This window comes from Escherichia sp. HH26CH, from assembly GCF_009820205.1.
In the GTDB taxonomy this organism is placed as follows: Bacteria; Pseudomonadota; Gammaproteobacteria; order Enterobacterales; family Enterobacteriaceae; genus Escherichia; species Escherichia coli_F.
The window spans coordinates 177,298-200,416 of the sequence record NZ_VNXM01000012.1 but is presented as its reverse complement, the minus strand read 5'-3'; the positions used below and the strand labels follow the sequence as shown (position 1 = coordinate 200,416).

The 23,119-nt window shown below is 50.7% G+C and carries 23 protein-coding genes; 9 read left to right on the top strand and 14 right to left on the bottom strand.

The window, feature by feature from the left end; translation table 11 throughout:
- The first annotated feature begins 3 nt into the window (after positions 1-3).
- Entirely contained in the window at positions 4-1,182 is a 1,179-nt protein-coding gene (gene purT, locus FQ015_RS02960) for a formate-dependent phosphoribosylglycinamide formyltransferase (protein WP_160523691.1), read from the top strand.
- A gap of 55 nt (positions 1,183-1,237) precedes the next feature.
- Here the strand turns inward: purT and kdgA are convergent, their stop codons facing one another.
- The 3 genes from kdgA to zwf form a co-directional block, all read right to left on the bottom strand.
- Positions 1,238-1,879, bottom strand: coding sequence for a bifunctional 4-hydroxy-2-oxoglutarate aldolase/2-dehydro-3-deoxy-phosphogluconate aldolase (gene kdgA / locus FQ015_RS02955; RefSeq protein ID WP_000800512.1), 642 nt, complete (start codon positions 1,877-1,879; stop codon positions 1,238-1,240).
- A gap of 36 nt (positions 1,880-1,915) precedes the next feature.
- Complete coding sequence (gene edd / locus FQ015_RS02950; protein ID WP_160523690.1) at positions 1,916-3,727, bottom strand: phosphogluconate dehydratase; 1,812 nt, start codon at positions 3,725-3,727, stop codon at positions 1,916-1,918.
- A gap of 234 nt (positions 3,728-3,961) precedes the next feature.
- Positions 3,962-5,437 (bottom strand): glucose-6-phosphate dehydrogenase, encoded by a 1,476-nt coding sequence (zwf, locus tag FQ015_RS02945; protein ID WP_108451181.1) that lies wholly within the window; start codon positions 5,435-5,437, stop codon positions 3,962-3,964.
- 337 nt (positions 5,438-5,774) lie between these two features.
- On the opposite strand from zwf, the gene hexR reads away from it, so the two are divergent.
- Positions 5,775-6,644, top strand: coding sequence for a DNA-binding transcriptional regulator HexR (gene hexR, locus FQ015_RS02940; protein ID WP_001056701.1), 870 nt, complete (start codon positions 5,775-5,777; stop codon positions 6,642-6,644).
- A 127-nt stretch (positions 6,645-6,771) separates the two neighbouring features.
- A complete protein-coding gene (gene pyk / locus FQ015_RS02935; protein ID WP_000091148.1) occupies positions 6,772-8,214 on the top strand; it encodes a pyruvate kinase in 1,443 nt (480 codons plus the stop codon).
- Between the two features lie 131 nt (positions 8,215-8,345).
- On the opposite strand, the gene lpxM is transcribed toward pyk, so the two are convergent.
- From lpxM to znuA, 3 genes are all read right to left on the bottom strand, one after another.
- Positions 8,346-9,317, bottom strand: a complete 972-nt coding sequence (gene lpxM, locus FQ015_RS02930; protein WP_000448381.1) for a lauroyl-Kdo(2)-lipid IV(A) myristoyltransferase — start codon at positions 9,315-9,317, stop codon at positions 8,346-8,348.
- Between the two features lie 119 nt (positions 9,318-9,436).
- Positions 9,437-10,759 carry a murein DD-endopeptidase MepM gene (gene mepM, locus FQ015_RS02925; RefSeq protein WP_160523689.1) on the bottom strand — a complete coding sequence of 441 codons (1,323 nt, stop codon included), beginning with the start codon at positions 10,757-10,759 and terminating at the stop codon, positions 9,437-9,439.
- Positions 10,760-10,774: 15 nt separating this feature from the next.
- Positions 10,775-11,707 carry a zinc ABC transporter substrate-binding protein ZnuA gene (gene znuA, locus FQ015_RS02920; protein ID WP_024212292.1) on the bottom strand — a complete coding sequence of 311 codons (933 nt, stop codon included), beginning with the start codon at positions 11,705-11,707 and terminating at the stop codon, positions 10,775-10,777.
- A 78-nt stretch (positions 11,708-11,785) separates the two neighbouring features.
- Between znuA and znuC the strand changes: the two genes are divergently transcribed.
- Positions 11,786-12,541: a zinc ABC transporter ATP-binding protein ZnuC gene (gene znuC, locus FQ015_RS02915; protein WP_000202996.1), complete on the top strand. Its 756-nt coding sequence runs from the start codon at positions 11,786-11,788 to the stop codon at positions 12,539-12,541.
- Positions 12,538-13,323: a zinc ABC transporter permease subunit ZnuB gene (znuB, locus tag FQ015_RS02910; protein ID WP_000571478.1), complete on the top strand. Its 786-nt coding sequence runs from the start codon at positions 12,538-12,540 to the stop codon at positions 13,321-13,323. The genes znuC and znuB overlap by 4 nt, the downstream gene beginning before the upstream one ends.
- A 146-nt stretch (positions 13,324-13,469) precedes the next feature.
- Here the strand turns inward: znuB and ruvB are convergent, their stop codons facing one another.
- The 4 genes from ruvB to FQ015_RS02885 form a co-directional block, all read right to left on the bottom strand.
- Positions 13,470-14,480, bottom strand: a complete 1,011-nt coding sequence (gene ruvB / locus FQ015_RS02905) for a Holliday junction branch migration DNA helicase RuvB (protein WP_160523688.1) — start codon at positions 14,478-14,480, stop codon at positions 13,470-13,472.
- Positions 14,481-14,488: 8 nt separating this feature from the next.
- Positions 14,489-15,100 carry a Holliday junction branch migration protein RuvA gene (gene ruvA, locus FQ015_RS02900; protein ID WP_160523687.1) on the bottom strand — a complete coding sequence of 204 codons (612 nt, stop codon included), beginning with the start codon at positions 15,098-15,100 and terminating at the stop codon, positions 14,489-14,491.
- A gap of 167 nt (positions 15,101-15,267) precedes the next feature.
- Entirely contained in the window at positions 15,268-15,852 is a 585-nt protein-coding gene (locus FQ015_RS02895; RefSeq protein WP_160523686.1) for a hypothetical protein, read from the bottom strand.
- A gap of 37 nt (positions 15,853-15,889) precedes the next feature.
- Positions 15,890-16,714 carry a hypothetical protein gene (locus tag FQ015_RS02885; protein WP_237427005.1) on the bottom strand — a complete coding sequence of 275 codons (825 nt, stop codon included), beginning with the start codon at positions 16,712-16,714 and terminating at the stop codon, positions 15,890-15,892.
- A 93-nt stretch (positions 16,715-16,807) separates the two neighbouring features.
- On the opposite strand from FQ015_RS02885, the gene FQ015_RS02880 reads away from it, so the two are divergent.
- A complete protein-coding gene (locus tag FQ015_RS02880; RefSeq protein ID WP_032184426.1) occupies positions 16,808-17,410 on the top strand; it encodes a YebB family permuted papain-like enzyme in 603 nt (200 codons plus the stop codon).
- A 1-nt stretch (position 17,411) separates the two neighbouring features.
- Here the strand turns inward: FQ015_RS02880 and ruvC are convergent, their stop codons facing one another.
- Genes ruvC through aspS form a run of 4 tightly spaced genes read right to left on the bottom strand, consistent with a single transcriptional unit; the run spans position 17,412 to position 20,953 of the window.
- Positions 17,412-17,933, bottom strand: a complete 522-nt coding sequence (gene ruvC, locus FQ015_RS02875) for a crossover junction endodeoxyribonuclease RuvC (RefSeq protein ID WP_160523685.1) — start codon at positions 17,931-17,933, stop codon at positions 17,412-17,414.
- Positions 17,934-17,966: 33 nt separating this feature from the next.
- Positions 17,967-18,707 carry a YebC/PmpR family DNA-binding transcriptional regulator gene (locus tag FQ015_RS02870; protein WP_000907234.1) on the bottom strand — a complete coding sequence of 247 codons (741 nt, stop codon included), beginning with the start codon at positions 18,705-18,707 and terminating at the stop codon, positions 17,967-17,969.
- 28 nt (positions 18,708-18,735) lie between these two features.
- Positions 18,736-19,188, bottom strand: a complete 453-nt coding sequence (gene nudB / locus FQ015_RS02865) for a dihydroneopterin triphosphate diphosphatase (RefSeq protein WP_077626310.1) — start codon at positions 19,186-19,188, stop codon at positions 18,736-18,738.
- Positions 19,181-20,953 carry an aspartate--tRNA ligase gene (aspS, locus tag FQ015_RS02860; RefSeq protein ID WP_160523684.1) on the bottom strand — a complete coding sequence of 591 codons (1,773 nt, stop codon included), beginning with the start codon at positions 20,951-20,953 and terminating at the stop codon, positions 19,181-19,183. The genes nudB and aspS overlap by 8 nt, the downstream gene beginning before the upstream one ends.
- Positions 20,954-21,262: 309 nt before the next feature.
- Here aspS and FQ015_RS02855 point away from each other — a divergent pair, with 309 nt between their 5' ends.
- The 3 genes from FQ015_RS02855 to FQ015_RS02845 are packed head-to-tail and all read left to right on the top strand — an operon-like array spanning position 21,263 to position 23,092.
- Complete coding sequence (locus FQ015_RS02855; protein ID WP_032184429.1) at positions 21,263-21,829, top strand: hydrolase; 567 nt, start codon at positions 21,263-21,265, stop codon at positions 21,827-21,829.
- Positions 21,826-22,644: a DUF72 domain-containing protein gene (locus tag FQ015_RS02850; protein ID WP_000639288.1), complete on the top strand. Its 819-nt coding sequence runs from the start codon at positions 21,826-21,828 to the stop codon at positions 22,642-22,644. Before FQ015_RS02855 ends, FQ015_RS02850 begins: the two co-directional genes overlap by 4 nt.
- A gap of 52 nt (positions 22,645-22,696) precedes the next feature.
- The gene (locus FQ015_RS02845) at positions 22,697-23,092 is read left to right on the top strand and encodes an MAPEG family protein (protein ID WP_000252980.1); all 396 of its coding nucleotides are present in this window, start codon (positions 22,697-22,699) and stop codon (positions 23,090-23,092) included.
- Positions 23,093-23,119: the final 27 nt, after the last annotated feature.

The following is a 23,119-nucleotide window of genomic DNA, read 5'->3' as shown; positions in this document are numbered from 1 at the left end:
GTTATGACGTTATTAGGCACTGCGCTGCGTCCGGCAGCAACTCGCGTGATGTTATTAGGCTCCGGTGAACTGGGTAAAGAAGTGGCCATCGAGTGTCAGCGTCTCGGTGTCGAGGTGATTGCCGTCGATCGCTATGCCGACGCACCAGCCATGCATGTCGCGCATCGCTCCCATGTCATTAATATGCTTGATGGTGATGCATTACGCCGTGTGGTTGAACTGGAAAAACCACATTATATCGTGCCGGAGATCGAAGCTATTGCCACTGATATGCTGATCCAGCTTGAAAAGGAAGGACGGAATGTTGTCCCCTGCGCTCGCGCAACGAAATTAACGATGAATCGCGAGGGTATCCGTCGCCTGGCGGCAGAAGAACTGCAGCTACCCACTTCAACTTATCGTTTTGCCGATAGCGAAAGTCTTTTCCGCGAAGCAGTTGCCGCTATTGGCTATCCCTGCATAGTTAAACCGGTAATGAGCTCTTCCGGCAAAGGGCAGACGTTTATTCGTTCCGCCGAGCAGCTTACACATGCGTGGGAATACGCTCAGCAAGGTGGACGCGCCGGAGCGGGCCGCGTAATTGTTGAAGGCGTCGTTAAGTTTGATTTCGAAATTACCCTGCTAACCGTCAGCGCGGTGGATGGCGTCCATTTCTGTGCACCGGTAGGTCATCGCCAGGAAGATGGCGACTATCGTGAATCCTGGCAACCACAGCAAATGAGCCAGCTGGCTTTGGAACGTGCGCAAGAGATTGCCCGTAAAGTGGTGCTGGCACTGGGCGGTTATGGGCTGTTTGGTGTCGAGCTGTTTGTCTGTGGTGATGAGGTGATTTTCAGTGAGGTCTCCCCTCGCCCACATGATACCGGGATGGTGACGTTAATTTCTCAGGATCTCTCGGAATTTGCCCTGCATGTGCGTGCTTTCCTCGGACTTCCGGTTGGCGGGATCCGCCAGTATGGCCCTGCAGCTTCTGCCGTTATCCTGCCACAACTGACCAGTCAGAATGTCACGTTTGATAATGTGCAGAATGCCGTAGGGGCAGGTTTGCAGATTCGTTTATTTGGTAAGCCGGAAATTGATGGCAGCCGTCGTCTGGGTGTAGCGCTGGCGACCGCTGAGAGCGTTGATGAAGCGATTGAGCGCGCAAAGCACGCCGCAGCACAGGTAAAAGTACAGGGTTAAACCCGGCAAAAAAATGCTACAAAAATGCCCGATCCTCGATCGGGCATTTTGACTTTTACAGCTTAGCGCCTTCTACAGCTTCACGCGCCAGCTTAGTAATGCGGTCGTAATCGCCCGCTTCCAGCGCATCTGCCGGAACCAGCCAGGAACCACCGATGCAGAGCACGCTTTTCAGCGCCAGGTAGTCACGGTAGTTAGCCGGAGAAATACCACCTGTCGGGCAGAAACGGACCTGGGAGAACGGACCCGCGATCGCCTGCAGGGCTTTCACGCCGCCGTTAGCTTCAGCCGGGAAGAATTTGAACTCTTTCAAACCGTAGTCCATACCCAGCATCAGTTCGGAAACAGTGCTGATCCCCGGAATCAGAGGAATAGTCCCTTCGGTAGCAGCTTTCAGCAGCGGCTCGGTCAGACCCGGGCTAATTGCGAACTGTGCACCCGCTTCGGTGACTTCTGCAAGCTGCTGTGGATTCAGCACCGTACCGGCACCCACAATCGCTTCAGGCACTTCTTTGGCGATAGCACGGATAGCGTCAACTGCACACTCGGTACGCAGAGTCACTTCCAGAACGCGCACCCCACCAGCAACCAACGCTTTTGCCATCGGCACCGCGTGTTCCAGTTTTTTTACCACGATAACCGGTACAACCGGGCCGGTGGTCAGGATTGATTCTGCACTTGTTTTCCAGTTTTTCATCAGAGTTTTCTCTCGCCTGATTACAAATTTGTCGTCTTAAAAAGTGATACAGGTTGCGCCCTGTTCGGCACCGGACAGTTTTTCGCGCAAGGCGCTGAATAATTCACGTCCTGTTCCCACGCGTGACGCGCTCAGGTCAGGAATGTGTGGTTCGCGAGCAGCCAGTTCCGCTTCGTCTACCAGCAGCGTCAGTTCGCCTGTCTGTCCATTCACACGAATGATGTCCCCGTCGCGCACTTTTGCCAGCAGCCCGCCATCGTAGGCTTCTGGTGTTACGTGGATAGCTGACGGCACTTTACCTGAAGCGCCGGAGAGTCGTCCATCGGTAACTAACGCAATTTTGAAACACCGGTCCAATAATACACCAAGTGGCGGCATGAGTTTATGTAATTCTGGCATTCCGTTCGCTTTTGGCCCCTGATGACGGACAACAACGACACAATCGCGGTTCAGCAAACCCGCTTCAAAGGCCGGCATAACGTCATGCTGGCTTTCAAAAACAACCGCAGGCGCTTCAATCACCTGGTTCTCAACCGGCACGGCAGAGGTTTTCATAACCGCGCGGCCCAGGTTACCGCTTAACACTTTTGTCCCACCATGATGAGAGAAAGGTTGTTCGAAGGAAGCGATCACATTGCTGTCGAGTGATTTTTCCGCCCCTTCCCGCCAGTCCAGTTCACCATTATTCAGCCATGGTTCAAGGGTATAACGAGACAGACCAAAGCCTGCCACCGTATTGACATCTTCATGCAGCAGGCCTGCTTTGAGCAGTTCACGCACCAGAACCGGTACGCCACCTGCCGCCTGGAAGTGGTTAATATCGGCCGGACCGTTCGGGTAGAGACGTGCCATCAGCGGTACAACATCAGAAAGGTCAGAGAAGTCATCCCAGTTAATCTGAATACCGGCTGCGCGCGCCATCGCCACCAGGTGCATGGTGTGGTTAGTGGAACCACCGGTCGCCAGCAGTGCAACGATACCGTTCACCACCACTTTCTCATCGATCATCTTACCGATCGGCATCCATTCATTACCATTGCCGGTCATGCGTGTAACCTGGCGCGCAGCGGCAGCGGTCAAAGCATCGCGCAGCGGGGAGTCCGGATGAACAAAAGAAGAGCCCGGCAACTGCATCCCCATAAACTCCACCACCATCTGATTCGTATTGGCGGTACCGTAAAAAGTACATGTTCCCGGCGCATGATAAGACGCGGCTTCTGACTCCAGTAATGCCATGCGGTCCACTTTACCTTCAGCATAAAGCTGGCGAATCCGCACTTTTTCTTTATTTGGCAAACCGCTTGCCATCGGACCTGACGGCACAAACACCGCAGGCAAATGCCCAAACGACAGGGCTGCCATCGTCAGCCCGGGGACAATCTTGTCGCACACACCGAGGAACAGCGCACCATCAAACATGTTATGGGACAGCCCCACCGCCGCAGACATCGCAATCACTTCGCGGCTTAACAGCGACAATTCCATTCCATCCTGCCCCTGGGTGACACCATCACACATCGCCGGAACACCGCCCGCAACCTGACCAACCGCATTCGCTTCATGCAGGGCTTTACGAATGATTTCTGGATAGTGTTCATAAGGCTGGTGTGCGGAGAGCATGTCGTTATAGGAAGTGATGATGGCGATATTGTTACGCAACATGCTTTTCAAAGAGGCTTTGTCTTCTGGCTGGCAGGCAGCGAAACCGTGTGCCAGGTTACCACATGCCAACTGCGAACGATGAACGGTCGAAGTTTTCGCTTGTTCTATCCGGGCGAGGTAAGCAGAGCGAGTCTCGCGCGAACGTTCAATGATTCGATTTGTTACGCGTAACAATTGTGGATTCATAAAGGCTCCTGAAATTGAGTTGTCAGAGCAGGATGATTCACAACGCGTTTCATTCAGAGGATTTATGACTGAAACGCCTGTAACCGGAGCTCATAGGGCAAAAACGTTTCAGTCAGTGTAATAAAAAAAGCCTCGTGGGTGAATCCGCACGAGGCCTGAAAGTGTAAAAATTGTTCTACAATCTGTGCAAGATCATGTTACCGGTAAAACAACCATAAAGGATAAGCGCAGATATTACTCAAACTCATTCCAGGAACGACCATCACGGGTAATCATCGCCACCGAGGCAACGGGTCCCCAGGTTCCGGCCTGATACGGTTTCGGCGCATCATTGTCCATCGCCCACGCCTCAGTAATGGAGTCTACCCATTTCCAGGCTTCTTCCACTTCATCGCGACGTACGAACAGTGCCTGAATACCACGCATGGTTTCCAGCAGCAGACGTTCATAGGCATCTGCCAGATGCGTTTGATTAAAGGTTTCTGAATAGCTCAGATCCAGCTTGGTGATTTGCAGGTTATGTTTGTGGTCAAGGCCAGGAACTTTATTCAGTACCTGGATATCCACGCCTTCATCAGGTTGCAGACGGATAGTCAGTTTATTCTGAGGCAAATCCTGCCACGACTCTTTGAACAGATTCAGTTCAGGTGTTTTGAAATAGACCACAACTTCAGAGCATTTGGTCGGCAGGCGTTTACCAGTACGCAGGTAGAATGGCACTCCGGCCCAGCGCCAGTTGTCGATGTCGACGCGGATCGCCACGAAGGTTTCTGTATTGCTGCTCTTGTTCGCGCCCTCTTCTTCCAGATATCCCGGCACTTTTTTGCCCTGGGCGAAGCCCGCAGTATATTGCCCGCGTACGGTTTTTTCGCGCACGTTGGAGCGGTCAATGCGGCGCAGAGACTTCAGTACTTTCACTTTTTCATCGCGGATGCTGTCTGCACTCAGGTCAGACGGCGGAGACATCGCAATCATGCAAAGAATTTGCAGCAGGTGGTTCTGGATCATGTCGCGCATCTGACCGGCTTTATCAAAATAGCCCCAGCGCCCTTCGATCCCCACTTCTTCTGCCACGGTAATCTCAACATGATCAATGGTGCGATTGTCCCAGTTATTCACAAACAGGGAGTTAGCAAAACGCAGCGCCAACAGGTTCAGCACCGTTTCTTTACCAAGATAGTGGTCGATACGGTAAACCTGGCACTCCTCGAAGTATTCGCCAACCTGATCATTGATTTCCTGCGAGGTCGCCAGCGACGTCCCCAGCGGTTTCTCCATGACTACGCGTGCCGGTTTAGCATTCAGTTTTGCCTCGCCAAGCCCTTTGCAGATTGCACCAAAAGTGCTGGGCGGCATGGCAAAGTAGTTAATGGTGATACGATTTTTTTGATCCAGCATCGCACCGAGACGGCTGAATGCAGTTGTGTCATTGACATCGAGATTACAAAAATCCAGACGTGCACTCAGGGTGTCCCATAAACCTTCATCAATGGTTTCTTTCATGAAAGTTTCGAGCGCCTCGCGGACAACTTTGGTATAAGCCGCTTTATCCCAGTCAGCACGCCCTACGCCGATAATCCGGGTGTCCGGGTTGAGCTGACCGGCTTTTTCCAGTTGATACAGGGAAGGCAGCAATTTACGACGCGCAAGGTCGCCTTTCGCGCCGAAAATGACCAGGTCACAGGCCTGGGCTGTTTGCGTTACCGCCATGTCATTCTCCTTAAGTTAACTAACCCGGTACTTAAGCCAGGGTATACTTGTAATTTTCTTACGGTGCACTGTACTGCTTTTACGAGCTTGCGAAAACTGTAAACGCTTATCCACCCGTGCGATTACGGTAAAAGCGCGCAAAGTGCGGCAAAACTGATAAAAAAATCATCGTTTTCCATTGGGTAAAAATCTGACACTGATCATGTTATGAAAAAAAATAACAACTTTTTTATCTGCTTTTGTCATTAACACAGCACACAGGCGTAATATCTGACAAAACTGCATTTCGATTTCTTTCAGTGCGGAAATCGTCATTACCCGTGAGTCTCTTTACATCATGAATATGCTGGAAAAAATCCAGTCTCAGCTGGAACATTTGAGCAAATCAGAGCGCAAAGTTGCCGAGGTCATTCTGGCTTCGCCCGATAACGCGATCCATTCGAGTATTGCTGCTCTGGCGCTGGAGGCCAATGTTAGTGAACCGACGGTGAATCGTTTCTGTCGCAGTATGGACACGCGCGGTTTTCCTGATTTTAAACTGCATCTGGCACAAAGTCTGGCGAATGGCACCCCCTATGTTAATCGCAACGTCAATGAAGATGACAGCGTTGAATCATACACGGGAAAAATATTTGAGTCGGCAATGGCGACGCTCGATCATGTCCGTCATTCACTGGATAAATCTGCCGTTAACCGCGCCGTCGACTTGCTCACTCAGGCCAAAAAAATCGCGTTTTTTGGATTAGGCTCTTCTGCCGCCGTTGCCCACGATGCGATGAATAAGTTCTTTCGTTTTAATGTTCCGGTGGTGTACTCCGATGATATCGTGCTGCAACGCATGAGTTGTATGAATTGTAGCGACGGAGACGTGGTGGTGCTGATTTCTCACACTGGAAGAACAAAAAATCTGGTCGAGTTGGCGCAGTTGGCACGGGAAAACGACGCCATGGTGATTGCCCTCACCTCTGCGGGTACCCCGCTTGCCCGAGAAGCAACGCTAGCAATTACCCTCGATGTACCGGAAGATACTGACATTTATATGCCCATGGTTTCTCGACTTGCACAGCTGACCGTGATAGATGTGCTGGCAACAGGTTTTACTTTGCGACGCGGTGCAAAATTCAGAGATAACTTGAAGCGGGTCAAGGAAGCGCTGAAGGAATCGCGTTTTGATAAGCAGTTACTTAATTTAAGTGACGATCGCTAAAAACGACTGTCACTGTTCTAATCTTATACGACATCCGAATGAGATTACTTTATCGCCATAACGGCGTTATTTCATTCGGATTTCATGTTCAAGCAACACCTGGTTGTTTCAGTCAACGGAGTATTACATGTCCAGAAGGCTTCGCAGAACAAAAATCGTTACCACGTTAGGCCCAGCAACAGATCGCGATAATAACCTTGAGAAAGTTATCGCTGCGGGTGCAAACGTTGTACGTATGAACTTTTCTCACGGCTCTCCTGAAGATCACAAAATGCGCGCGGATAAAGTTCGTGAGATTGCCGCAAAACTGGGGCGTCATGTGGCTATTCTGGGTGACCTCCAGGGGCCCAAAATCCGTGTATCCACCTTTAAAGAAGGCAAAGTTTTCCTCAATATTGGGGATAAATTCCTGCTCGACGCCAACCTGGGTAAAGGTGAAGGCGATAAAGAAAAAGTCGGTATCGACTACAAAGGCCTGCCTGCTGACGTCGTGCCTGGTGACATCCTGCTGCTGGACGATGGTCGCGTCCAGTTAAAAGTACTGGAAGTTCAAGGCATGAAAGTATTCACCGAAGTGACCGTCGGCGGTCCGCTCTCCAACAATAAAGGTATCAACAAACTCGGCGGTGGTTTGTCGGCTGAAGCGCTGACCGAAAAAGACAAAGCAGACATTAAGACTGCGGCGTTGATTGGCGTAGATTACCTGGCTGTTTCCTTCCCGCGCTGCGGCGAAGATCTGAACTATGCACGCCGCCTGGCTCGCGACGCAGGTTGTGATGCAAAAATTGTCGCCAAAGTTGAACGTGCGGAAGCCGTTTGCAGCCAGGATGCAATGGATGACATTATCCTCGCCTCTGATGTGGTAATGGTTGCACGCGGCGACCTCGGTGTGGAAATTGGCGACCCTGAACTGGTCGGCATTCAAAAAGCGTTGATCCGTCGTGCACGTCAGTTAAACCGCGCGGTAATCACTGCGACCCAGATGATGGAGTCAATGATTACTAATCCAATGCCGACCCGTGCAGAAGTCATGGACGTAGCAAACGCCGTTCTGGATGGTACTGACGCTGTGATGCTGTCTGCAGAAACTGCTGCTGGTCAGTATCCTTCAGAAACCGTTGCAGCCATGGCGCGTGTTTGCCTGGGTGCGGAAAAAATCCCGAGCATCAACGTTTCTAAACACCGTCTGGACGTTCAGTTCGACAATGTGGAAGAAGCTATCGCCATGTCAGCAATGTACGCGGCTAACCACCTGAAAGGCGTTACGGCGATCATCACTATGACCGAATCGGGTCGTACCGCTCTGATGACCTCCCGTATCAGCTCCGGTCTGCCGATTTTCGCTATGTCGCGCCATGAACGTACGCTGAATCTGACTGCTCTCTATCGTGGCGTTACGCCGGTGCACTTTGATAGCGCTAATGACGGCGTAGCAGCTGCCAGCGAAGCGGTTAATCTGCTGCGCGATAAAGGTTACTTGATGTCTGGTGACCTGGTGATTGTCACCCAGGGCGACGTGATGAGTACCGTGGGTTCTACTAATACCACGCGTATTTTAACGGTAGAGTAAGTACGTTGCCGGATGCGGCGAAAACGCCTCATCCGGCCTACAGTTCAATGATAGTTCAACAGATTTCGAATCTTCTGAAGCAAACTTGAACTTATCACACGGCGGAAGCCTCTCCTCGCGAGAGGCTTTTTTTATTTGATGGGATAAAGATCTTTGCGCTTATACGGTTGGATTTCGCCCGGTTTGCGAGTTTTCAGCAATTTTAATATCCAGGTGTATTGTTCTGGTCGCGGACCAACAAAAATCTCGACTTCTTCATTCATCCGCCGCGCAATCGTATGGTCATCCGCCTCTAACAGATCATCCATCGGTGGGCGCACCTGAATCGTCAGACGATGCGTCTTGCCATCATAAATTGGAAACAGCGGTACAACGCGCGCACGGCACACTTTCATCAATCGACCAATCGCGGGCAACGTCGCTTTATAGGTGGCAAAGAAATCAACAAACTCACTGTGCTCGGGGCCATGATCCTGATCGGGTAAATAATATCCCCAGTAGCCCTGACGTACCGACTGGATGAAAGGCTTAATACCATCATTTCTCGCATGCAGACGACCGCCAAAGCGACGACGCACCGTGTTCCAGACATAATCAAAAACCGGGTTACCCTGATTATGGAACATCGCTGCCATTTTCTGCCCTTGCGAGGCCATCAGCATGGCAGGGATATCGACGGCCCAGCCGTGCGGCACCAGAAAAATCACTTTCTCGTTATTACGCCGCATCTCTTCGATGATCTCCAGCCCTTGCCAGTCAACGCGCGGCTGAATTTTCTCCGGCCCGCGTATTGCCAACTCAGCCATCATTGCCATCGCTTGCGGCGCAGTGGCAAACATCTCATCAACAATCGCTTCGCGTTCAGCTTCACTACGTTCTGGAAAGCAGAGCGACAGATTTATTAACGCACGACGGCGTGAGCTTTTTCCCAGTCGTCCGGCAAAACGTCCCAGCCGTGCCAGAATGGGATCACGGAACTTTGGCGGCGTTAAAGCGATACCCGCCATCGCTGCTACGCCCAGCCATGCCCCCCAGTAGCGCGGGTGGCGAAAGGATTTATCAAACTCAGGAATGTATTCGCTATTATTTTTTTTCGTTTCCATGCTTTTCCAGTTTCGGATAAGGCAAAAATCAATCTGGTGATAGTGTAGCGGCGCAACTTGCCCCGCACCAAATAAAAAAAGCCGGTACTGACTGCGTACCGGCTGCGAATGGATGTTAATTAATCAAACCGTAGCTGCGGCACAATCTCTTTGGCCTGCGCCAGGAATTCGCGACGATCGGAGCCGGTCAGCCCTTCGGTACGCGGCAGTTTTGCCGTCAGCGGGTTTACGGCCTGCTGGTTTATCCATACTTCATAGTGCAGATGCGGCCCGGTTGAACGTCCGGTATTACCGGAAAGCGCGATACGGTCGCCACGTTTCACCTTCTGTCCTGGTTTCACCAGAATCTTACGCAAGTGCATATAACGCGTGGTGTAGCTGCGACCATGACGAATAGCCACATAATAACCTGCTGCGCCACTGCGTTTGGCAACCACCACTTCACCGTCACCCACTGAAAGCACCGGCGTACCCTGTGGCATGGCGAAATCAACACCTCTGTGTGGCGCAACACGACCAGTCACCGGATTAGTACGACGCGGGTTAAAGTTAGACGAGATACGGAACTGTTTCGCCGTCGGGAATCGCAAGAATCCTTTCGCCAGACCAGTACCGTTACGATCGTAGAATTTGCCATCTTCAGCGCGGATTGCGTAATAATCTTTACCTTCTGAACGCAAACGTACGCCCAGCAGTTGGCTTTGCTCACGTTTGCCATCAAGCATTTCTCGTGACATTAACACCGCAAATTCATCGCCTTTTTTCAGTTTGCGGAAATCCATTTGCCACTGCATGGCTTTAATCACTGCGCTCACTTCGGCGCTGGTTAAACCGGCGTTTCTGGCGCTGGCAACAAAGCTTCCCCCGACGGTACCTTTCAGCAGATTGTTGACCCACTCTCCTTGCTGCATTTCGCTGGTCATTTTAAAACCGTTAGCGGCAGTACGGTCATAGGTTCGGGTTTCCCGACGAGACACTTCCCAGGTGAGGCGCTGCAGTTCGCCGTCCGCGGTTAATGTCCAGGAGAGTTGTTGACCGATTTTCAGGTTACGCAATTCTTTGTCGGCAGCAGCCAGTTGGGTGATATCACCCATATCAATACCATACTGATTGAGAATGCTGCTTAGCGTATCGCCAGTGGAAACAACATATTCATGCACGCCCGCTTCACCGGCGATTTTGTCATCCAGTTCATCCTGGGGAATGGCTTCATCTTCTTGTGCAGCTTGATCAATCGGCTCACTGGCTTCAGGTAAGAGCGAACGAATTTCGTTCTGTTCCAGCTCAATGGTTTTGACAACTGGCGTGGCATCGCGGTGATAAACATAGGGCCGCCAGACAGCGACGGCCAGAGTAAGAACGGTGAGCGACCCCAACATAACGCGGTGTGGTCGCGGTAAATTATTAAACGCCAGGGCGACAGAGCGGGCTATCTGTTGCACGTAATCACTTCCTCATTAATCTCCTTTCAGGCAGCTCGCATACTGGTTGGCTAATTGATTCAGGAATTCTGAATAGCTTGTTTTACCCAGTTTGATATTCGTCCCCAGGGGATCCAACGTTCCCATACGAACGGATGTCCCTCGTGCGACGCTCTCAACGACCGCTGGCCTGAACTGTGGCTCAGCAAAAACGCAGGTTGCTTTTTGCTCAACCAACTGTGTTCTTATTTCATGTAAACGCTGCGCGCCAGGTTGAATCTCAGGGTTAACGGTAAAATGACCAAGCGGTGTCAGTCCGAACTGTTTTTCGAAATAGCCGTAAGCATCGTGAAAAACGAAATAACCTTTCCCCTTGAGCGGCGCGAGCTCGTTACCAACCTGCTTTTCGGTTGAGGCTAATTGTGCCTCAAAATCCTTCAGGTTGGCGTCAAGTTTGGCTCGACTTTGCGGCATAAGTTCCACTAATTTTCCATGGATTGCAACCGCTGTAGCCCGCGCTATCTCTGGGGAAAGCCAAAGATGCATGTTGAAATCGCCGTGATGGTGATCTTCGTCACTTTTTTCCGCGTGGTCGTGATCATCATCATCGCCGTGAATACTTTTCATCAGCAGCGGTTTCACATTCTCTAGCTGCGCAATCGTTACCTGTTTGGCTTCAGGTAATTTACTTACCGGTTTTTGCATGAACGCTTCCATCTCCGGGCCAACCCAAACAACTAAGTCCGCGTTCTGTAAGCGTTTTACATCTGATGGACGCAGTGAATAATCATGTTCTGAAGCGCCGTCAGGAAGTAAAACCTCCGTTTCTGTTACCCCATCAGCAATGGCAGATGCGATGAACCCAATGGGTTTAAGCGAAGCGACAACGGCGGCATCTGCGGCCTGAGTTGCACCGCCCCAGAGAGCGGCAGATAATGCTGCGAAAAGAAGCGTTTTTTTATGTAACATAATGCGACCAATCATCGTAATGAATATGAGAAGTGTGATATTATAACATTTCATGACTACTGCAAGACTAAAATTAACATGACAAGTCTGGTTTCCCTGGAAAATGTCTCGGTTTCTTTCGGCCAACGCCGCGTCCTCTCTGATGTGTCGCTGGAACTTAAACCTGGAAAAATTTTAACTTTACTTGGGCCAAATGGCGCAGGTAAGTCGACACTGGTACGGGTAGTGCTCGGGCTGGTAACACCCGATGAAGGGGTTATCAAGCGCAACGGAAAACTGCGCATCGGCTATGTACCGCAGAAGCTGTATCTCGACACCACTTTGCCACTGACCGTAAACCGTTTTTTACGCTTACGCCCTGGCACACATAAAGAAGATATTTTGCCTGCACTGAAACGTGTCCAGGCCGGGCATCTGATTAACGCACCGATGCAAAAGCTCTCGGGTGGCGAAACACAGCGTGTATTGTTAGCGCGAGCATTGTTAAATCGACCGCAATTATTAGTGCTGGATGAACCCACTCAGGGCGTGGATGTGAATGGTCAGGTGGCGTTATATGACCTTATTGACCAGTTGCGTCGCGAACTGGATTGTGGCGTTTTAATGGTGTCTCACGATCTGCATTTGGTAATGGCAAAAACCGATGAAGTGCTTTGCCTGAATCACCACATTTGTTGTTCCGGCACACCGGAAGTTGTTTCCCTGCATCCGGAGTTTATTTCTATGTTTGGTCCTCGTGGTGCTGAACAACTGGGTATCTATCGCCATCATCATAATCATCGTCATGATTTACAGGGACGAATTGTTTTGCGTCGGGGAAATGATCGCTCATGATTGAATTATTATTTCCTGGTTGGTTAGCCGGGATCATGCTCGCCTGTGCCGCGGGTCCGCTGGGTTCGTTTGTGGTCTGGCGTCGTATGTCTTATTTCGGTGATACACTGGCTCATGCCTCATTACTTGGCGTCGCGTTTGGTTTATTGCTGGACGTGAATCCATTCTATGCGGTAATTGCCGTTACGCTGCTGCTGGCGGGCGGTCTGGTATGGCTGGAGAAGCGCCCACAGCTGGCGATCGACACGTTATTAGGGATTATGGCGCACAGTGCCCTGTCGCTGGGCCTGGTGGTCGTTAGTCTGATGTCTAACATTCGTGTTGATTTGATGGCTTACCTGTTCGGTGATTTGCTGGCAGTGACGCCAGAAGATCTCATCTCTATTGCGATTGGCGTGGTCATCGTAGTGGCGATTCTGTTCTGGCAATGGCGCAATTTGCTGTCAATGACGATTAGCCCGGATCTGGCGTTTGTTGATGGTGTGAAATTACAGCGCGTGAAATTGTTGTTGATGCTGGTGACAGCATTGACGATTGGTGTAGCGATGAAATTTGTCGGCGCGTTGATTATTACTTCGCTGCTGATTATTCCTGCAGCTACAGCGCGTCGCTTTGCCCGCACGCCGGAACAGATGGCCGGTGTCGCTGTTTTGGTGGGAATGGTGGCAGTAACTGGCGGTTTAACCTTTTCCGCATTTTACGATACGCCGGCGGGTCCGTCGGTAGTGCTATGTGCGGCACTGTTATTTATTATCAGTATGATGAAAAAGCAGGCCAGCTAATCTGTCGCTGAACACATTTGTCGGATGCGGCGCGAGCGCCTTATCCGACCTACGGTTCGCTACTTCTGGTAGGCCTGATAAGACGCGAACAGCGTCGCATCAGGCTTATCGCCAATGTCGGAAGCGGCTTGAATACCTTATTCAACTTAAGGCATGTCTGGTGGCGTGATGCCGAAGTGGTTCCACGCCCGCACTGTCGCCATACGCCCGCGCGGTGTACGCTGCAAAAAGCCTTGCTGAATCAAATAAGGTTCCAGTACATCCTCAATGGTTTCACGTTCTTCACCAATGGCTGCCGCCAGGTTATCCAGGCCTACCGGCCCACCAAAGAACTTATCGATTACCGCCAGCAACAATTTGCGGTCCATATAATCGAAACCTTCAGCATCAACATTCAGCATATCCAGTGCCTGGGCGGCGATATCCGCCGAGATGGTGCCATCGTGCTTCACTTCGGCAAAATCGCGAACACGACGCAGCAGACGGTTGGCAATACGTGGCGTACCACGCGCCCGGCGAGCAACTTCCAGCGCGCCATCGTCACTCATCTCAAGCCCCATAAAACGGGCACTACGACTGACGATATATTGCAGATCCGGCACCTGATAAAACTCCAGACGTTGCACAATACCAAAACGATCACGCAGCGGTGATGTCAGCGAACCTGCGCGCGTGGTTGCACCAATCAGAGTAAACGGCGGCAAGTCAATTTTAATGGAGCGTGCCGCCGGACCTTCACCAATCATAATATCCAGTTGGTAGTCTTCCATTGCCGGATACAACACCTCTTCCACCACTGGTGAAAGACGGTGGATCTCATCAATAAACAGCACGTCATGCGGTTCAAGGTTAGTGAGCATCGCGGCCAGATCGCCCGCCTTTTCCAGCACCGGACCAGAAGTCGTGCGTAAATTAACGCCCATTTCATTGGCGACAATGTTGGCAAGCGTAGTTTTACCCAACCCCGGAGGACCAAAAATCAACAGATGATCGAGGGCATCGCCGCGCAGTTTCGCTGCTTTGATGAAAATCTCCATCTGTGAACGAACCTGCGGTTGACCAACATACTCTTCCAGTAATTTAGGGCGAATGGCGCGATCTGCCACATCTTCCGGCAAAGTGGTACCGGCAGAAATCAGACGGTCTGCTTCAATCATCCTTTACCTCATAACGCGGCGCGTAGGGCTTCGCGAATTAATGTTTCACTGCTGGCGTCAGGGCGAGCGATTTTGCTCACCATGCGGCTTGCTTCTTGTGGTTTATAGCCCAGCGCCACCAGCGCGGCAACCGCTTCCTGTTCAGCATCGTCGGTCTTCGGGCTAGCAGGTGACGTGAGTACCAGGTCGGCAGCTGGCGTAAAGAGATCGCCATGCAAACCTTTAAATCGGTCTTTCATTTCAACAATCAAGCGTTCGGCGGTTTTTTTGCCAATACCCGGCAGTTTCACCAGCGCCCCCACTTCTTCACGCTCAACGGCATTAACGAACTGCTGCGCTGACATTCCAGAGAGGATTGCCAATGCCAGTTTAGGCCCAACGCCGTTGGTTTTGATCAACTCTTTGAACAACGTGCGCTCTTGTTTATTGTTAAAACCGTACAGCAGTTGCGCGTCTTCACGCACCACAAAGTGGGTGAAAACGATCGCTTCCTGACCCGCTTCAGGGAGTTCATAAAAACAGGTCATCGGCATATGCACTTCATAGCCTACGCCGCCCACTTCAAGTAACACCAGCGGGGGTTGTTTTTCCAGAATGATGCCTCTGAGTCTGCCTATCACATGACGCTCCTGCGTAATGAATCAAAGATAATGCTGTATGATAAAAAAATGCTGGATAGATATCCAGCGAGGGATGATATTAAATCATTTCAGAACTGATAATCCTTTGGCTCACGGTATCTGAAATTTTCTGTGAATCACCTTACATCGCACTCTTTCTTTGACTTCTAATGGCCAATTTTTCCACGTTCCTTGCTGGCGTGCTTCCATTCGCGGCATTTTTTTAGTTTGTGAAGGAGTAAGACCGCAAATATAAATGCGCTTATTGCCCATATAGCTATCAGAGTCGGTAAAGGGCTGATATTGAAAAACACGTTTTCACAGGGTTTCCCGATGGCGGGGCGATCTTTTACAACCTTCACGCACATGGTGAATCCTGGTTTTATACGCTTGTCCTCAACATGCAAATTCCAGGTCTTACCGTCAATCTGCCAGGTCAGGTCATAGGCATACAGCCCCGTGCAATCAATCCTTCCTCCCCGCAGTAAATTGCAGGAGTGCGAGGCGCTACGCTCAAAATTACTGGTATAACGAACCGAAGAAACTTTTGCGAGCGTAGTCAAGCTATTGCGGTGGTACTCATACTCCAGAACGGCAGCATAACTGGTATAAATCGCTAAAAAGAAGTAAAAGAGCGCAATTGGCTTCCTGAAACGTGGGTAGTGAGCTTCCATGAGATAGATGCTTAATATCAACGTCCCGGCAAGAGCAAATGAGATTAAAAGCTGATTGAATACGCTTGATAAATTCATCCGCACCTCTGTATCTGGCAAGCAGGTAGAGGACTAATCATTCAGCGAGTCCCTGAACGCTGAATTTTTGCGGGATCATTCCACTATCAATACGCCACTGATATGACTCCGTATGCGCTAACTCGTCACCATTAAGATCAATCGAGACCTGGTTTGAGTAAATATCATACTCATCAATTATGTCAGCGCCTGAGTATTCATACAGAGCATAATATCCTGCCATCAAATCCCCCTTCGACACCCTTTCATAACTTTTTAGCACATAGCCATATCGCCAGTTAATCAAATCAAAAAGAATGCTTTCGGCGTCCTCTCTTGCAAAAATATCATCCCCCACTCTGATGATAAAACTTCCGGCATTAATTTTATAATGATGTTTTCCCGGCAGAAATTCAAAAGCCTGAGTGAGTGAAAATGATTCTTTATAATGATCACCCGCAGGAATAACTTGCCAGCCATCGACCCCATCATAAATTCCACACATCCCATCAAGGACAATGTTGCTTGTTGTGATGTCAAAGGCTTTATTGCAAGGCATCAAACCACCTTCAAAGATATAAGCAGGTTGATTATTGCTATTGTAGAAATCCAGCAAAGCATTCACCACCTGCCCCTGCTGGATAACGCGAAGCCTCACGGTGACACCACTTTGCGCCATTCTCGCATCGTTAAGGCTTGCACCAGCTTCACCCACGCCGTAGATATCATCACGCATATGAATAATTTGAGGCACAAACTCATTATTCTCATTTAAAGAAATACGTCCATATCGCCAGGGATAGCGAATGACATTATCTTGAGCAAATACATTCACGCATTGACTGATCGAAACTATAATTATCACATTAATAAATAACCGCATAAAACATTCCTTGTCATGATTACAATACAATGCTAATGCTTTACCATCACGAAAGATAGATGCTGTTTTATATATAAATAATGGATTGATATAGTGAAAATAAATTACCCAGCTAAATATGAAACCGGTGATATTGTTTTTACCTGCATCGGTGCTCGCCTGTTTGGGCAAATCTCTGCAGCCTCGAAATGCTGGAGCAACCATGTGGGGATAATCATCGGACATGACGGTGATGATTACCTGGTTGCGGAGAGTCGAGTTCCGCTCTCCACAATCACAACTTTGTCACGATTTATTGAACGGTCGACCGATCAACGCTACGGTGTTCGCCGCCTGGCAGGAGGTTTAACCGCAGAGCAGAAACTTGCTCTTGTCGAAAAGGTCCCTGCCCGGTTGCATAAGTTCTACCACACCGGTTTTAAATACGAATCATCCCGCCAGTTCTGTTCAAAATTCGTTTTTGATATTTATAAAGAGGCGCTATGTATCCCGGTGGGTGAAATTGAGACGTTTGGAGAACTGCTAAACAGCAATCCGAATGCAAAACTCACTTTCTGGAAATTCTGGTTTTTAGGTTCGATTCCGTGGGAGCGTAAAACCGTCACGCCAGCCAGTTTGTGGCATCATCCGGGTTTGGTGTTGATTCATGCGGAGGGAGTAGAAACGCCTCAGCCTGAATTGACTGAGGCGGTATAACTTAACGCAGTCGCCCTCTCGCCAGGTTCAGCCGCGATTCGCTCATCTGCATCGCATTCTGACTAACGTGGCAGTGGGTGATGGCAATTGCCAGCGCATCAGCGGCATCCGCCTGCGGATTAACGGGGAGTTTCAGCAAGGTGCGAACCATATGCTGCACCTGGCTTTTTTCGGCACTACCAATACCTACCACCGTTTGCTTTACCTGACGTGCCGCGTATTCAAATACCGGTAATTCCTGATTCACCGCCGCCACAATCGCCACGCCACGCGCCTGCCCCAGCTTCAGGGCCGAGTCGGCATTTTTAGCCATAAAGACTTGTTCAATGGCGAAATAATCAGGCTGGAACTGGGTGATGATTTCCGTCACGCCCGCATAGATGAGCTTAAGGCGAGACGGTAAATCATCCACTTTGGTGCGTATACATCCGCTACCCAGGTAGGACAGCTGCCTGCCCACCTGGCGGATGACGCCATAGCCGGTCACGCGCGAACCCGGGTCAATGCCGAGAATAATAGCCATCACGCGTCTCCGTTTGCTGTTTAGCAGGCCTCATCAGAGAGTCGCTGCAACCTCATCAGAGATTTCACCGTTATGGTAAACTTCCTGCACGTCGTCGCAATCTTCCAGCATATCGATCAGACGCATCAGTTTCGGTGCGGTTTCTGCATCCATATCAGCTTTGGTGGACGGGATCATAGAAACTTCCGCGCTGTCTGCTTTCAGACCTGCAGCTTCCAGAGCGTCGCGTACTTTACCCATTTCTTCCCATGCAGTGTAGACATCAATCGCGCCGTCATCATAGGTCACAACATCTTCAGCACCAGCTTCCAGAGCTGCTTCCATGATGGTGTCTTCATCGCCTTTCTCGAAGGAGATCACGCCTTTTTTGCTGAACAGATAGGCTACGGAACCATCAGTACCGAGGTTACCGCCACATTTGCTGAATGCGTGACGCACTTCAGCAACCGTACGGTTGCGGTTATCAGACAGACATTCAATCATGATTGCCGTGCCGCCAGGACCGTAACCTTCGTAGATGATGGTTTCCATGTTTGCATCATCATCACCGCCCACACCACGTGCAATTGCGCGGTTCAGGGTGTCACGGGTCATGTTGTTAGACAGTGCTTTGTCAATGGCTGCTCGCAGACGCGGGTTAGCATCCGGATCTCCACCGCCCAGCTTCGCGGCGGTTACCAGTTCACGAATGATTTTAGTGAAGATTTTACCGCGCTTAGCATCCTGCGCAGCTTTACGATGTCTGGTGTTGGCCCATTTACTATGACCTGCCATAAAAATATCTCCAGGTAGCCCTGCCTGTTCAGGCAGCGTTAATTACAAACTGTTCAATCGCCTGCCGGTTGCTCCATGACTTTGTGAGCGCCGCCGCAGCATGCGCATCAAGCCACTTGTAGGCCAGATGTTCAGTGAAAACGATCTGGCGCTCGTGCGGGAGTGCAAGACAGAACCAAGATTCCGTATTACGCGTTACGCCCGGCGCATAGCGATGACGTAAATGTGAAAAAATTTCAAACTCCACCGTGCGCTGACAGTCAATTAAGGTCAGTTGTTCAGCGACAACATCAATGGTGACCTCTTCCTTTACTTCGCGCATGGCGGCTTGCGGCGCGGTTTCCCCCTCTTCCACGCTGCCGGTTACCGACTGCCAGAAATCGGGATCATCACGCCGCTGTAACATCAGCACCCGTTTCGTATCTTGCGCATAAATAACCACCAGAATAGAAACGGGACGCTTATAAGTCATATCAATTATTCTCTGCCTTCTTCACAACCTGAATGCTCAGCTCGGACAGAGCAGTCGGGTTAGCAAAGCTTGGCGCTTCGGTCATCAGACACGCTGCCGCCGTGGTTTTCGGGAAGGCGATAACGTCACGGATGTTGTCGGTACCGGTCAGCAGCATGGTCAGACGGTCAAGACCGAATGCCAGACCTGCGTGCGGCGGAGTACCGTATTTCAGGGCGTCGAGCAGGAAGCCGAACTTCTCGCGCTGTTCTTCTTCGTTGATCCCCAGAATACCAAACACCGTCTGCTGCATATCCCCATTATGGATACGCACAGAACCACCGCCCACTTCGTAACCATTGATGACCATATCGTAAGCGTTCGCCACCGCATTTTCCGGTGCAGCTTTCAACTCTGCCGCCGTCATATCTTTCGGTGAGGTGAACGGATGGTGCATTGCCGTCAGGCCGCCTTCACCGTCATCTTCAAACATCGGGAAGTCGATAACCCACAGCGGTGCCCATTTGCTTTCGTCGGTCAGACCAAGGTCTTTACCCACTTTCAGACGCAATGCGCCCATCGCGTCGGCAACAATTTTCTTGTTATCAGCACCGAAGAAAATCATATCGCCATCTTGCGCGGCAGTACGAGCCAGGATGGCTTCGATGATTTCAGCGTTGAGGAACTTCGCTACCGGGCTGTTGATACCTTCCAGACCTTTCGCACGTTCGTTAACTTTGATGTACGCCAGACCTTTCGCGCCGTAGATTTTAACGAAGTTACCGTATTCGTCGATCTGCTTACGGGTCAGCGATGCGCCACCCGGAACACGCAGAGCAGCAACGCGGCCTTTCGGATCGTTCGCCGGACCTGCGAATACCGCGAACTCAACGGATTTCAGCAGATCGGCAACGTCAGTCAGTTCCATCGGGTTACGCAGATCCGGTTTATCAGAACCATAACGGCGTTCTGCTTCTGCAAAGGTCATTACCGGGAAATCGCCCAGATCCACGCCCTTCACTTCCAGCCACAGATGACGCACCAGCGCTTCCATCACTTCACGCACTTGCGGCGCGGTCATGAAAGAAGTTTCCACATCGATCTGAGTAAATTCAGGCTGACGATCAGCGCGCAGGTCTTCGTCACGGAAGCATTTTACAATCTGATAGTAGCGGTCAAAACCGGACATCATCAGCAGCTGTTTGAACAACTGCGGGGATTGCGGCAGTGCGTAGAATTTACCTTTGTGCACACGAGAAGGCACCAGGTAGTCACGCGCGCCTTCCGGCGTGGCTTTGGTCAGCATCGGAGTTTCGATGTCGAGGAAGCCGTGGTCATCCATAAAACGGCGCACCAGGCTGGTGATTTTAGCGCGGGTTTTCAGGCGCTGAGCCATTTCCGGGCGACGCAGGTCGAGGTAGCGGTATTTCAGACGCGCTTCTTCGGTGTTGACGTGGTTAGAGTCAAGCGGCAGAACGTCTGCGCGGTTGATGATGGTCAGCGAGGAGGCCAGCACTTCGATTTCGCCGGTCGCCATATCGCGGTTAATATTTTTTTCGTCACGCGCACGTACGGTGCCCGTGACCTGAATGCAGAACTCATTACGCAGTTCAGAGGCCAGCTTTAACGCGTCCGCACGATCCGGATCGAAAAATACCTGCACGATACCTTCGCGGTCGCGCATATCGATGAAGATCAGGCTACCAAGATCACGACGACGGTTGACCCAACCACACAGAGTCACCTGCTGCCCCACGTGGGACAAACGGAGCTGTCCACAATATTCTGTACGCATGAGATATCCCTTAACTTAGCTGCCGGCGGATGCCCCCTGCTGCGCAGGTGACCAAGTCGCAGCGTTAGCTGTATGTCACAACTGAATGAAAAAAGGCGGCTATTATACTGGAAATTCTGCCGCACCGTAAGAGCCTGGCCCGCGCTGGAACGCCTCGTTACCACTTTATATCGGGCCTGAAATCAGACTCTACGCCAGTTTGCTATAAAGGTGTTGCCCGAACTCATAAAAATTAACAAAATTTGTCGTTCCGCCATCGGCTAATCGCATTAAGGTGAGAGGCACGATTTTGTTTTGTCAGGAGTCATCATGCTTGAACTTAATGCTAAAACCACTGCGCTGGTGGTGATTGATTTACAAGAAGGCATCTTACCTTTTGCCGGTGGTCCTCATACTGCCGATGAGGTGGTTAATCGAGCAGGGAAGCTGGCGGCGAAATTTCGCGCGAACGGTCAGCCCGTGTTTCTGGTGCGCGTTGGTTGGTCTACCGATTACGCCGAAGCATTAAAACAGCCGGTTGATGCCCCCTCCCCCGCTAAAGTGTTACCCGAAAACTGGTGGCAACATCCTGCTGCATTAGGTGCAACCGACAGCGATATCGAAATCATCAAACGTCAATGGGGTGCGTTTTACGGTACGGATCTGGAGTTGCAATTACGCCGCCGGGGTATCGATACAATAGTATTATGTGGGATCTCGACCAATATCGGTGTTGAATCCACCGCCCGCAATGCCTGGGAACTCGGTTTTAATCTGGTGATTGCCGAAGACGCCTGCAGCGCCGCCAGCGCCGAGCAGCACAATAACAGCATCAACCATATCTACCCACGCATCGCCCGTGTGCGCAGTGTGGAAGAGATCCTCAACGCATTATGATTTACATCGGTCTGCCGCAATGGTCGCATCCTAAATGGGTGCGGTTGGGGATCACCAGCCTTGAAGAGTATGCCCGCCACTTTAACTGTGTGGAGGGCAACACCACGCTTTACGCCCTGCCGAAATCCGAGGTTGTCCTGCGCTGGCGTGAGCAGACCACAGATAATTTTCGCTTCTGTTTTAAGTTTCCGGCGACCATTTCGCATCAGGCAGCATTACGGCATTGCGATGATTTAGTAACTGAATTTTTGACTCGCTTGTCACCGTTAGCGCCGCGCATTGGGCAATACTGGCTGCAACTGCCTGCCACATTTGGCCCACGGGATCTGCCTGCGCTTTGGCATTTTCTCGACTCTCTTCCCGGCGAGTTTAATTATGGTGTGGAAGTCCGCCATCCACAGTTTTTCGCCAAAGGGGAAGAGGAACAAACACTTAATCGCGGTTTACATCAGCGCGGCGTTAATCGGGTGATTTTAGACAGCCGCCCGGTTCATGCAGCACGCCCACACAGTGAAGCTATTCGCGACGCTCAACGGAAAAAACCTAAAGTTCCCGTACATGCTGTGCTGACGGCGACAAATCCGCTGATCCGTTTTATCGGTAGTGATGATATGACGCAAAACCGAGAGTTGTTTCAGGTTTGGTTACAAAAATTAGCGCAGTGGCATCAGACCACTACGCCTTATCTTTTTTTACATACGCCAGATATTGCCCAGGCACCGGAACTGGTACATACCCTGTGGGAAGGCTTACGTAAAACACTTCCAGAGATCGGAGCAGTTCCGGCTATTCCACAGCAATCTTCTCTTTTCTGAATTTGCCACCTATCATAGACAGGTGCCATCGGCCATTTTAAAGGGAGTTTGTATGGTAAGCGCGCTGTATGCCGTTTTAAGTGCGTTGTTATTAATGAAGTTCTCTTTTGATGTCGTTCGCCTGCGTATGCAGTACCGCGTTGCCTATGGTGACGGCGGTTTTAGCGAACTGCAAAGCGCTATTCGCATTCATGGTAACGCGGTGGAGTATATTCCCATCGCGATTGTGTTGATGCTGTTTATGGAAATGAATGGCGCCGAAACCTGGATGGTGCATATTTGCGGCATCGTTTTGCTTGCTGGTCGTCTGATGCATTATTACGGTTTTCATCACCGTCTGTTCCGCTGGCGACGTTCTGGCATGAGCGCCACCTGGTGTGCGCTGTTGCTGATGGTGCTGGCGAATCTTTGGTATATGCCCTGGGAGTTGGTTTTCTCCCTGCGTTAGCGCACAATACGCCACTTTCTTTTTCCC